This window comes from Streptomyces ruber, from assembly GCF_014648075.1.
Classification (GTDB): domain Bacteria; phylum Actinomycetota; class Actinomycetes; order Streptomycetales; family Streptomycetaceae; genus Streptomyces; species Streptomyces ruber.
Window position 1 is genome coordinate 241,279 of sequence record NZ_BMQK01000003.1, and the last position, 11,940, is coordinate 253,218.

The 11,940-nt window shown below is 73.3% G+C and carries 8 protein-coding genes; 2 read left to right on the forward strand and 6 right to left on the reverse strand.

Features of this window, described 5'->3' with window-relative positions; all coding sequences use genetic code 11:
- Window positions 1–124 precede the first annotated feature (124 nt).
- On the reverse strand, window positions 125–1,264 hold the full coding sequence (locus tag IEZ04_RS09245) for an aminoglycoside phosphotransferase family protein (RefSeq protein WP_189216242.1): 1,140 nt from the start codon (window positions 1,262–1,264) through the stop codon (window positions 125–127).
- Between the two features lie 235 nt (window positions 1,265–1,499).
- Between IEZ04_RS09245 and IEZ04_RS09250 the strand changes: the two genes are divergently transcribed.
- A complete protein-coding gene (locus IEZ04_RS09250) occupies window positions 1,500–2,999 on the forward strand; it encodes a DNA-binding protein NsdB (RefSeq protein ID WP_189216243.1) in 1,500 nt (499 codons plus the stop codon).
- A 36-nt stretch (window positions 3,000–3,035) separates the two neighbouring features.
- Here IEZ04_RS09250 and IEZ04_RS09255 read toward each other — a convergent pair whose 3' ends face one another.
- Both IEZ04_RS09255 and IEZ04_RS09260 read right to left on the reverse strand, forming a co-directional pair.
- Window positions 3,036–4,466 (reverse strand): PP2C family protein-serine/threonine phosphatase, encoded by a 1,431-nt coding sequence (locus IEZ04_RS09255; RefSeq protein WP_189216244.1) that lies wholly within the window; start codon window positions 4,464–4,466, stop codon window positions 3,036–3,038.
- Between the two features lie 194 nt (window positions 4,467–4,660).
- A complete protein-coding gene (locus IEZ04_RS09260) occupies window positions 4,661–6,253 on the reverse strand; it encodes an alpha/beta hydrolase (RefSeq protein ID WP_189216245.1) in 1,593 nt (530 codons plus the stop codon).
- 233 nt (window positions 6,254–6,486) lie between these two features.
- On the opposite strand from IEZ04_RS09260, the gene IEZ04_RS09265 reads away from it, so the two are divergent.
- Window positions 6,487–7,641: a Gfo/Idh/MocA family protein gene (locus IEZ04_RS09265; RefSeq protein ID WP_189216246.1), complete on the forward strand. Its 1,155-nt coding sequence runs from the start codon at window positions 6,487–6,489 to the stop codon at window positions 7,639–7,641.
- A 19-nt stretch (window positions 7,642–7,660) separates the two neighbouring features.
- On the opposite strand, the gene IEZ04_RS09270 is transcribed toward IEZ04_RS09265, so the two are convergent.
- The 3 genes from IEZ04_RS09270 to iolD all read right to left on the reverse strand — a co-directional run bounded on the left by IEZ04_RS09270 (window position 7,661) and on the right by iolD (window position 11,934).
- Window positions 7,661–8,416 carry a GntR family transcriptional regulator gene (locus tag IEZ04_RS09270; protein WP_189216247.1) on the reverse strand — a complete coding sequence of 252 codons (756 nt, stop codon included), beginning with the start codon at window positions 8,414–8,416 and terminating at the stop codon, window positions 7,661–7,663.
- Between the two features lie 87 nt (window positions 8,417–8,503).
- A complete protein-coding gene (locus tag IEZ04_RS09275) occupies window positions 8,504–9,997 on the reverse strand; it encodes a CoA-acylating methylmalonate-semialdehyde dehydrogenase (protein ID WP_189216248.1) in 1,494 nt (497 codons plus the stop codon).
- Between the two features lie 53 nt (window positions 9,998–10,050).
- Window positions 10,051–11,934 carry a 3D-(3,5/4)-trihydroxycyclohexane-1,2-dione acylhydrolase (decyclizing) gene (gene iolD / locus IEZ04_RS09280; RefSeq protein ID WP_189216249.1) on the reverse strand — a complete coding sequence of 628 codons (1,884 nt, stop codon included), beginning with the start codon at window positions 11,932–11,934 and terminating at the stop codon, window positions 10,051–10,053.
- Window positions 11,935–11,940: the final 6 nt, after the last annotated feature.

Here is an 11,940-nt window from a genome sequence, read left to right on the forward strand (position 1 = left end):
TTTCACGGTGGTGGCCGTGGGGTCCGAGGGACACGGCGGATCGCGGACACGGCGAAGGCCCGCGGACACGGCGAAGGCCCGCGGTGCGCCGTTGTCCGGGCGCGCCGCGGGCCGTCGTCCCCCGTCAGCGAGTGCCGACCGCCGCCCGGACAGCCCGGCGGGCGAGCTGGCAGTCGTCGTGCAGCCGCCTCAGCAGCAGCCGCTGTTCCTCGCCGGTCGGCGCGGCGCCCGGGTGGGCCGGTCCCGGGGCCGTCGGGGCCGTCTCGTGCATCGAACGCTGCACGGCCGTCTCGTAGGTGCGGATCTCCCGGGTCAGCACGAGCATCAGGTTCACCAGGAACGCGTCCCGTGACGCCGGCCCCGCCGACTGCGCGATCTGGCTGATCTGGCGGCGCGCGACCGGGGCGTCCCCGAGCACCGCCCAGAGCGTCGCCAGATCGTAGCCCGGCAGGTACCAGCCCGCGTGCTCCCAGTCGACCAGCACCGGGCCCGCCGGCGAGAGCAGGATGTTCGACAGCAGGGCGTCGCCGTGGCAGAACTGCCCCAGTCCCTGCCGGCCCGCCGAGTGCGCGATGCCGTGCACCAGCTTCTGCAGGTCTCCCATGTCCCGGTCCGTGAGCAGGCCCAGGTCGTGGAAGCGGGCGATCCGCTCCGCGTAGTCCAGCGGGGCGTCGAACATGCCCGGCGGAGGCCGCCACGCGTTCAGCCGGCAGATCGCTCCGAGCGCCGCCCGGATGTCCGCGCGGGCCGGGGCCTCCACCGGATGCCGCTGCAGGGCGGCCGCCCGGCCCGGCATCCGCTCGATCACCAGTGTGCAGTTGTCCGGGTCCGCCGCGATCAGCCGTGGCACCCTGGCGGGCGGCCGGTGCCTCACGAACGAGCGGTATACAGCTATTTCGTGCCTGCTCCGGTCCGTCCAGATCGGGGAGTGGTCCAGCAGGCACTTGGCGACGGCCGTGGTGCGGCCCGTCGTGCCGACGAGGAGCACGGAGCGCCCGCTTCGGCGCAGCACCTGCACGGGAGTGAACTCCGGGCAGATGCGATGCACCGAAGCGATCGCCGCGCGCAGCTGCGCGCCCTGGGCGCCGGACAAGTCGAGTCTCCCGCTGAGCGGTTGGGGGCCGGGCCCCGGAGCGCGCCGCGGGCGGCCGGCACCGAGCACGGCGCCCGCCGGGCGCGCGGGTTCGAGGTAGGGACCGCCACCCCCGGGGCGGGGACGCAGCGACCGGGGAGGGGCGGACACGGAGGACGACGCTGCGTGCATGGGCGAAACAGATCCCTTCGTGTGCCGGAGAGTTCAGCGCGCAACCCGGCCCGGCCGCCCTGGTCGCACCCTGGGGAATGTCCTGCGGCGACCGGGTCGGGATGGCGCGTTCCTACCCGACACCCGATCGCCGGTGGCACACCATCTGGCGTGCCCTGGCGAACCCTGGCGAATAGTCCCGCGACAACTGACACAGGGCTACTGTCAAGTCAGCCGAGAACCCTGGGGGCTTGACGTGAGCGGACAACCCAACACCCGTCTCGCGGACCTGTTCGGCCTGGCCGGCTGGTCCAAGGGTGAACTCGCGAGGCTGGTCAACCGGCAGGCGGCGGCCATGGGCCACCCCCAGCTGGCCACGGACACCTCGCGGGTGCGGCGCTGGATCGACATGGGAGAGATCCCGCGCGATCCCGTGCCGCGGGTGCTGGCGGCGCTGTTCACCGAGCGTCTCGGCCGTGTCGTGACCATCGAGGATCTCGGTCTGGTCCGGCACGGGCGCACGGGGAAACGGCAGGGCGGCGGGAGTGCGGAACATCCCGACGGAGTGCCGTGGGCGCCCGAGCGGACCGCCGCGGTCCTCACCGAATTCACGGGAATGGACCTCATGCTCAACCGACGCGGCTTGGTGGGCGCGGGCGCCGCGCTCGCCGCAGGATCCGCACTCAGCAGCGCCATGCACGACTGGCTGCACGCCGATCCGGCCCTCGCGGCCGACGCTCCCCGACTCGACGACCCCCTGCACGCCGACCCCGCCGGGTTCGACCGTTACGAGGCCGCCCCCATCGGGTGGCAGGAGATCGAGGAACTGGAGCGCTCGGTCGAGGTGTTCCGGGCCTGGGACGCATCCCGCGGCGGCGGGCTGCAGCGCAAGGCTGTCGTGGGACAGCTCAACGAGGTGGGCGGCATGCTCGCCTACCGTCACCCCGACCATCTGCAGCGGCGCCTGTGGGGCGTCGCCGCCAACCTCGCCGTCCTCGCGGGCTGGATGTCGCACGACGTCGGCCTGGAGCCCACGGCGCAGAAGTACTTCGTCATCGCCGCCCATGCGGCCAGAGAGGGCGGTGACCGGCCGCGCGCCGGCGAGGCGCTCTCCCGGGCGGCCCGCCAGATGGTGCACCTGGGCCGGCCCGACGACGCGCTCGACCTGATGAAGCTCGCCAAGTCCGGATCCGGCGACGAGGTGCTGCCGCGGACCAGGGCCATGCTCTACACCATCGAGGCCTGGGCGCAGGCGTCGATGGGCAAGGGCCAGGCCATGCGGCGCACCCTCGGCGAGGCGGAGGAGCTGTTCGTCTCCGACAAGGGGGACGTGCCGCCGCCGAGCTGGATGCAGATGTTCGACGAGGCGGACATGCACGGCATGCAGGCCCTCGCGTACCGCACCCTCGCCGAGCACGAGCCGGCCGCGGCCGGTGACGCGCAGCGCCACGCCAAACAGGCGCTGGAGCTGCGGGAGGCGGGGCGGGACCGGTCGAAGATCTTCGACCACATCTCGCTGGCCTCGGCCTGCTTCATCGCCGACGACCCCGAACAGGCGGACACCTACGCCCGGCTGGCCCTGACGTCGATGGGGACGAACTCCTCCCACCGCACCTGGGACCGGCTGCGTGAGATGTACCGGCTCACCGGGCAGTACTCCAGCTTTCCGAAGATCCAGGATCTGCGGGAGGAGATCCGGCTCGCCCTCCCCAAGGGGCAGTGGAAGTCCCTGGGGGGCAACAGCGCGCGGACGTGACGGCGTTCGGGTTCACGTCCACGCTCGCGTTCATGTTCAGGAGAGGACCCGCGCGACGAGCACACAGGCGTCGTCCTCGCGTTCGGTCCCGCCGAACTCCTCGATGACTGTCCGTACGCAGTCCTGGGCGGTGCGGGCCCCGTCGAGGCGGGGGGCGAGAGCGAGCAGCCGCTCGGTGGCCGCGGTGCCGCCGTGCCGGGGGACCAGTCCGTCGGTGTGCAGGAGCAGCAGGTCGCCGTGGAGGAGGGCGACCTCGGCCTGTCCGTAGGCGGCGCCCGAGGTGGCGCCGAGGAGAACGCCCTCCGGCGCCGTCAGCCGGCGCCCCGTCCCGTCGCGGAACAGCAGCGGGGCGGGGTGCCCGGCCCGGGCCCAGGTGAGGACGCGGGTCTCCGGCCGGTAGCGGCAGCACACGGCGCTGCCGAGGGCGGGCTGGACGGTGGCGTCGAGCAGCTGGTTGAGCCGGCCCATGATGTCGCCCGGCCCGGTACCGGTCATTGCCATGCCGCGCAGGGCGCCGATCAGCATCGCCATGCCCGAAGTGACGGAGACCCCGTGTCCGGTGAGGTCGCCGACGGTCAGCAGGGTGTCGCCGCCGGGCAGTTCGAGGGCGTCGTACCAGTCGCCGCCGACCATCTCGCCGGCCGAGGAGGGCAGGTAGCGGGCGGCCAGGTCCAGCGCCTCGGGGCCCTGCCGCGGCAGCCGCAGGGAGCCCTGCCACGGTGGCAGCACTGCCTCCTGCAGCTCGACCGCGAGGCGGTGTTCGGTCCGGGCGAGCTGCCGGCGGCGTTGCAGCGAGTCACGGGTCTCGCTCACCGCCCGCTGGCTGCGCCGCAGTTCGCTGACGTCCCGCAGCACGGCCCACATGGAGGTGGTGCTGCCGTCCGCGTCGAGCACGGGCTCGCCCATCATGTGCACGGTGCGCTCGCTGCCGTCGGGGCGCACCACGCGGAACTCCCCGTCGATGCGCTGGGCGTCGACCAGGCAGTCCGTGACCATGCGGGTCAGCCGGGGACGGTCCTCGTCCAGGACCAGCGACGGCAGTTCGTCCAGGGTGAGCGGGGGAGCGGCCGGGTCCCGTCCGAGCATCCGGTACAGCTCGCCGGACCAGTTCGCCTCGTCCGTCAGCAGGTTCCACTCGGCGCTGCCGACGCGGCTGAGCAGGGAGCCGCCCGCGGGCGGGACCGCTGCGGCGGGGGCGCCGGGAGGGGCGGGGCCGTCCGGCGGGACGGGGCCCGGCCCGTCGCGCAGCTGGGCCAGATGCTCGTCCAGATCGTCGAGCTGGTGCAGGGCGAGGTCGTACAGCGCGCGGTGCCAGCGCTCCTCGGGGCCCGCCGCCTCGCTCCGGATGTCCCTGCGCACCGCGTCCACGTCGCCCCGCAGCCGCCGCGTCTGCGTGATGAGCGCGTCCACCGCTCCACGCTCGGGCGGCTGGGCGGCTGGGCGGTCCGCGGAGAGATGGGGCGGCATGACGTACTCCGATACGAGGCGGTACGACCAAGACTTGGGGCAAGGACCGGTTACGACTGTTGCACAGCCCACGACGCGCTGTAAGGGATTTGGCAACACCCGATTCAGCGATGCTGCCGGCATATGCCGGAGGCCTTTGGAGCGCGCGTTCGACCACCCGGATCCGGCCCGTGCGGAGTGTGCCCCGCGGCCGTTCAGTGCTCCGGTCCGCACGAGCTGCCGTGGCCGGGCAGCGATCCGTGCAGCAGGAAGTCGTCGATCTTCCGGTGCACGCACTTCGAGGAGCCGTACCCGGTGTGCCCGTCGTCCCTGTTGTCGAGGACCACGGCCGAGTCGCCGAGCCGCTCCGCGGTCTCCTCCGTCCACCGGTACGGCGTCGCCGGGTCGCCGCGCGTGCCGACGAGGAGCATCTTCGCGGTGCCGACGTCGCGCACCTCGTCCCGGATGAAGTCGGTGCCCGCGGGCCGGCCGTGACAGACCGGCAGCTGGGCGAGCCGGTACGGCCCGAAGACCGGCGACGCCTTCTCGTACGCGGCGCGCAGCCGCCCGATCTCCTCGGTGAGCCGCTCGGCGGAGGGGCGGTCGGGGTCGTCCGCGCAGTTGACCGCCAGCAGGGCGGCGGGGAGGTTGTCGCGGGGGACGTCCTCCCCGTCCACGAGGCCGCCGCCGCGGCGCGGGCGGAACGGGTACGGCGTCGGCGCCGCGAATCCGCCGCCCGCGAGCTGCAGCACGCCCCTGGGGTCGCCGTCCAGCAGCAGGGAGCTGAGGGCCTGGGTGAGCGCGGGCCACATCTCCTCGCTGTAGAGCGCCTGGCCCATGGCGGCCACCAGCTCCCGGCCGGTGAGCCCGGGGCCGTGCTCCGACGGCAGGGGGTTCTCGTCCAGCGAGCCGACCAGGGCGACGACCTCCTCCCTGGCCGTGCGCGCGTCCTGGCCGAACGGGCATGTCAGCAGCTCGGCGCAGGCCGCGAGGTAGTGCTCCAGCGCGGTCTGCTGGCCCCGCGCGGCCGCCAGACCCTGCTCGGACAGGGGCTCGGTGAGCGTGTCCACGCCGTCCAGGGCCATGCGCCCGACCCGGTCCGGGAACCGCGCCGCGTAGACCGCGCCCAGCCGTGAACCGTAGGAGAAACCGAGGTAGTTGAGCTTGTCGTCGCCGAGGGCCGCGCGCATCACGTCCAGGTCGTGGGAGACGTCCACCGTGCCCATGTGCGGCAGGACGGGACCGGAGTGCTCGCGGCAGGCGGCCGCGGACCTCCGCAGCTGCTTCAGCGCGGCCCCGGGGTCCGTCACGTCGTCGGGGCCGTCCGTGGCCCCGAGGAACTGGCCGGTGCCCTCACCGCAGCTCACGGGGGAGGACCGGCCGACGCCGCGCGGATCGAAGGTCACCACGTCGTAACCGTCCGTCAGCCCCATGAAGTCGTCGCCGGCGTAGGCCAGCGGGGGTATCCCCGCACCGCCCGGACCGCCGAAGTTGAGCAGCACGGAACCGCGCTTCTTCCGCCCGGTCGCCGGGTAGCGCGCCAGGGCCACGTCGAGTGTGCCGGCGCCGGGCCGGGAGTGGTCCAGCGGTACGGTCACCTTTCCGCACTGCAGGTCCGCGGGCATCTTTAGGCCCTCGCAGCGGGACCACCTGATGCGCTGGTGGTAGAAGCGGGACAGGCCGGGCCCCGGCTGTCCGCCGGTCCGCTCGCCGGGGTGTGCCGGGAACACCGTCGGCTGGCCGGTCCCCAGCAGGGCCAGCGCCACGGTCGCGGCTCCGGTGGCGCAGCGTCTGTACGTGAACCGCATGCTTGCCTCCAGGGACGCCCGGCCGGGGCCGGGGACACCCCCTCGCCTCACGATAAGCGGGCACGTCCGGCAGCGCCCGGCGGCCGGCTCGCCGGTGAGCACCTCACCCGCAGCTCCCCGGCTTCGGCCGGAGCCCGGCACGACCGGAAGTTGACACCAGCACTTACCAGGTCACAGGGTGTGCGGGGCACGCTGTGGAGCGGTCCGAACGAGTGGTCCGAGGGAAGGCAGTCATGGTGAGTACGCTCGGCGTCGCCGTCGTGGGGTTCGGCTGGATGGGACGGGTGCACACCCAGGCGTACGCGCGCGTCGCGCACCATTTCCCGCGGCTGGGCGTCCGCCCCGAACTGGTGACGGTGGCCGAGGAGGTGCCGGGCCGCGCCGAGGAGGCCGCCGCGCAGTTCGGGTTCGCAGGGACGGCCCGTGACTGGCGGGAGGTCGCCGCCGACCCCCGGATCCAGGCCGTCAGCATCACCGCCCCCAACTTCCTGCACCGCGAGATAGGCGTCGCGATGGCCGAGGCGGGCAAGCACATCTGGATCGAGAAGCCGGTCGGCCTGACCGCCGACGACACCCGCGCGGTCGCCGACGCCGTGGCCGAGGCCGGCGTCCAGGGCACCGTCGGCTTCAACTACCGCAACGCGCCCGCCGTCGCCGCCGCCCGCGAACTGATCGCCGCCGGTGAGATCGGCACCGTCACCCACGTCCGCATCCGCCTCTTCAGCGACTACGCCGCCCACCCCGAGGCTGCCCTCACCTGGCGCTACGAGCGCGAGCGCGGCGGCAGCGGAGTGCTCGGCGACCTCGCCTCGCACGGCGTCGACCTGGCCCGCTTCCTGCTCGGCGACATCACGTCCCTGACCGCCGACACCGCCGTGTTCGTGCCCGAGCGGGCCCGCCCCACGGGCGCCACGGCCGGCCACTCCCGCGCCACCGGCGGCGAGCTGGGCCCGGTGGAGAACGAGGACTACGTCAACTGCCTGCTCCGCTTCGCCTCCGGGGCGCGGGGCGTCCTGGAGGCCTGCCGCACCTCCGTCGGCGAGCAGAACAACTACGGCTTCGAGGTGCACGGCACCAAGGGCGCGGTCTCCTGGGACTTCCGCCGCATGGGGGAGCTGGCCGTCAGCCGTGGCACGGCCTACCAGGACCAGTCGGTGAGCACCGTGTACGTCGGCCCGGGCCACGGCGAGTACGCCGCCTTCCAGCCGGGCTCGGCGAACAGCATGGGCTACGACGACCTCAAGGTCATCGAGGCCCACCACTTCCTGCGCTCGATCGACGAGGGCACCGCGTACGGCCCCACCCTCGACGACGCCGTGCACATGGCCACCGCGCTGGACGCCATGACCCGGTCCGCCGAGCGCGGGAGCTGGGTGGAACTCGGCTGAGCGGCCCCGGGCGGAACGGTCAGTTCCGTACGAGCAGCTGGAACTCGAACGAGTAGCGCGAGGCCCGGTACACATGGGCGCCGTGCTCGACCGCGCGGCCGGTGTCGTCGTACGCCGTGCGCCGCATGGTCAGCAGCGCGGCGCCCTCCGGCTCCGCCAGCCGCGCGGCCTCCTCGGGGGTGGCGCCCCGCGCGCCGACGGACTGCCGCGCGCTGTGCAGCGTGATCCCCGCGCCGCGCATCAGCCGGTACAGGCCTGTGGCCTCCAGCCGCTCGTGGTCGAGGCCGAGGAGACCCTCCGGGACGTGGTTGGTCAGGTACGCCACGGGCTCGCCGTGGGCCAGGCGCAGCCGCTCCACGTAGTGGACCGGGGTGCCCTCGGCGATGCCCAGGGCGGCCGCCGCCTCGGCCGGCGCGGGCCGCTTCTCGACCGTCAGCACCCGGGTGCCGGGGCTGTGTCCCGCCGCCTGGAGGTCGTCGTACAGGCTGGTCAGCTCCATGGGGCGCTTGACCTGGCTGTGCACCACCTGGGTGCCGACGCCCCGGCGGCGCACCAGGAGGCCCTTGTCGACGAGGGACTGGATGGCCTGGCGGACGGTCGGCCGGGACAGCCCGAGCCGCCCGGCCAGCTCGATCTCGTTGCCGAGCAGGCTGCCGGGGCCCAGCGCGCCCTGTTCGATCGCCGCCTCCAGTTGCCGGGCGAGCTGGTAGTACAGCGGCACCGGGCTGGTGCGGTCGAGTGCGAAGTCGAGCCGGTCGGTAGCGGTACTGGTCACGAGTCGAGCCTAACCGTCCGTGAGGATGACAGAAGCCCTTGTCATCGTGTTGTCCTGACATGTACCCCGGTGTGACGCGGGTGCGGCTCAGGAGTGGCTCGGAAAGCCCAGGTTGATGCCGCCGTCGGCCGGGTCGGGCCAGCGGGTCGTGATCACCTTGCCCCGGGTGTAGAAGGCGACGCCGTCGTTGCCGTACACGTGCAGATCGCCGAAGAGCGAGTCCTTCCAGCCGCCGAAGGAGTGGTAGCCGACGGGCACCGGGATCGGCACGTTGACGCCGACCATGCCCGCCTGCACCTCCAGCTGGAAGCGGCGGGCGGCGCCGCCGTCGCGGGTGAAGATCGCGGTGCCGTTGCCCCAGCGGGAGCTGTTGATCAGCTCGATCGCCTCGTCGTACGTCCCGGCGCGTACCACGCACAGCACCGGGCCGAAGATCTCGTCCCGGTACGCGTCCGCCGTCACCGGCACCTTGTCCAGCAGCGAGACACCGAGGAAGAACCCGTCCTCGTGGCCCTCCACGGAGTACCCGGTGCCGTCCACGACGACCTCGGCGCCCTGCGCGGCCGCGCCCGCCACGTACGAGGCCACCTTGTCGCGGTGCTCACGGGTGATGAGCGGGCCCATCTCGGAGGCGGGGTCGGTGCCGGGGCCGATGCGCAGGTTCTTCGCGCGCTCGGCGATCCTCGCCACCAGTTCGTCGCCCGTGTCGCCGACCGCGACCACCACCGACACCGCCATGCAGCGCTCGCCCGCCGAGCCGTACGCGGCGTTGATCGCCTGGTCGGCGGCGTAGTCCAGGTCGGCGTCGGGCAGCACCAGCATGTGGTTCTTGGCGCCGCCGAGGGCCTGCACGCGCTTGCCGTGCTCGACCGCCCTGAGCTGGATGTACTTCGCGATCGGCGTCGAACCGACGAAGGAGACGGCCGCGACGTCCGGGTGCTCCAGAAGACGGTCCACGGCCGCCTTGTCGCCCTGGACGATGTTGAACACGCCCTCCGGCAGCCCCGCCTCGGCCAGCAGCTCCGCCAGCCGGAAGGACGCCGACGGGTCCTTCTCGCTGGGCTTGAGCACGAAGGTGTTACCGCAGGCGATGGCGAGCGGGAACATCCACATGGGCACCATGGCGGGGAAGTTGAACGGCGTGATGCCGGCGACCACACCGAGCGGCTGCCGGATGGAGGCCACGTCGACCCGGTTCGAGACCTCCGTGGACAGCTCGCCCTTGAGCTGCGAGCTGATCCCGCAGGCCAGCTCCACGATCTCCAGACCGCGCGCGACCTCGCCGAGCGCGTCCGAGTGCACCTTGCCGTGCTCGGCGGTGATCAGCGCGGCGATCTCGTCGCGGTGCGCGTCCAGCAGCTCCCGGAACCTGAACAGCACCGCCGTGCGCTTGGCGAGCGAGCTGCCGCCCCAGCTCGCGAAGGCGGCCCTGGCGCTCGCGACGGCGGCGTCCACCTCGTCGGTGGTGGCGAACGCGATCCGCTTCCCCTGGGCGCCCGTGGCCGGGTCGTAGACCGGGCCGAAGCGTCCGGAGGTGCCCTCGACGGGCTTGCCGCCGATCCAGTGGTGGATGGTCTTCATGCTGCGGGACCTTTCGTGAGCGTCATGGCTGGCAGGGGAGGGGCTGGGGGCGGTCACAGGTGACGGCGGCGGCCGGCCGCGCTGCGGTCGTACCGCTCGCGGGCCTCCACGGCCGCCTCGCGGGAGGCGACCTCGGCGACCGGCACGTCCCACCAGGCCTCGGCGGGAGGAGCCGAGGGCGTCGGGTCGGTCTCGACGTACACGCAGGTCGGCCGCTTCGAGGCGCGGGCCCGGGCGAGCGCGTCCCGCAGCTCGCCGACGATCTTGACGCGCAGGACGTCCATGCCGAGGCTGGCCGCGTTGGCCGCGAGGTCCACCGGCAGCGGCGCGCCGGTGAAGCTCCCGTCCGCGGCCCGGTAACGGTAGGCGGTGCCGAAGCGCTCGCCGCCGGTCTCCTCGGACAGGCCGCCGATGGAGGCGTACCCGTGGTTCTGCAGCAGGACGAGGTTGACGGGCAGGCCCTCCTGCACGGCCGTGACGATCTCGGTCGGCATCATCAGGTAGGTGCCGTCGCCGACCAGCGACCAGACCACGGTGTCGGGCGCGGCCTGCTGGACGCCGATGCCGGCCGGGATCTCGTAGCCCATGCAGGAGTAGCCGTACTCCAGGTGGTACTGGCGCGGCGAGCGTGCCCGCCACAGTTTGTGCAGGTCGCCGGGGAGCGAGCCGGCCGCGTTGATCACCACGTCGTCGTCCCCGACGACCGCGTCCAGCGCGCCGAGGACCTGCGTCTGCGTCGGTACGGCGCTGTCGTCGTCCGCGCGGAACGCGGCGTCCACGACCTGCTCCCAGCGCTCCTTGCCCGCGCGGTACTCCGCCTCGTACGCCCCGTCGACCCGGTGGCCGTCCAGTTCGCGCGCGAGTGCCGTAAGGCCCGTACGGGCGTCGGCGACCAGGGTGCGGGCGGCCAGCTTGTGGGCGTCGAAGGCGGTGATGTTGAGGTTGACGAACCGGACGGCCGGGTTCTGGAAGAGGGTCGTGGAGGCGGTGGTGAAGTCGCTGTAGCGGGTGCCCACGCCGATGACCAGGTCCGCGGTGCGGGCGAGGTCGTCGCAGACGGCGGTGCCGGTGTGGCCGATGCCGCCGAGGTCGGCCGGGTGGTCGTGGCGCAGGGAGCCCTTGCCCGCCTGGGTGGAGGCGACGGGGATGCCGGTGGCGTCCACGAGCGCCTTCAGCGCCTCCTCGGCCTCGCTGTGGTGGACGCCGCCGCCCGCCACGATCAGCGGGCGCTCCGCCGCCCGGATCGCCCGTACGGCCTCGGCGAGTTCCAGCGGGTCGGGCGCGGGACGGCGCACGTGCCAGACGCGCTCGGCGAAGAACTCCTCCGGCCAGTCGAACGCCTCGGCCTGCACGTCCTGCGGCAGGGCGAGGGTGACCGCGCCGGTCTCGGCCGGGTCGGCCAGCACCCGCACGGCGTTCAGCGCGGACGGGATCAGCATCTCCGGGCGGGTGATCCGGTCGAAGTACCGGGAGACCGGGCGCAGGGTGTCGTTCACGGACACGTCCGCCTCCGACGGGTGCTCCAGCTGCTGGAGCAGCGGGTCGGCGCTGCGCGTGGCGAAGTAGTCGCCGGGCAGGAGCAGCACCGGCAGCCGGTTGATCGTCGCGAGGGCGGCGCCCGTGACGAGGTTGGTCGCGCCCGGGCCGATGGACGTCGTCACCGCCTGCGCGGAGAGCCGGTTCAGCTGGCGGGCGTGACCGACGGCGGCGTGCACCATGGCCTGCTCGTTGCGGCCCTGGTGGAAGGGCATGGTGTCCTCGCCGGCCTGCAGCAGGGCCTGGCCGAGGCCGGCGACGTTGCCGTGGCCGAAGATGCCCCAGGTGCCGGCGATCAGCCGGTGCCGTACACCGTCGCGCTCGGTGTACTGGGCGGACAGGAACTGCACCAGCGCCTGGGCGACGGTCAGCCGGCGCACGGACGGAGTCGGGTGGCTCATCGGGTC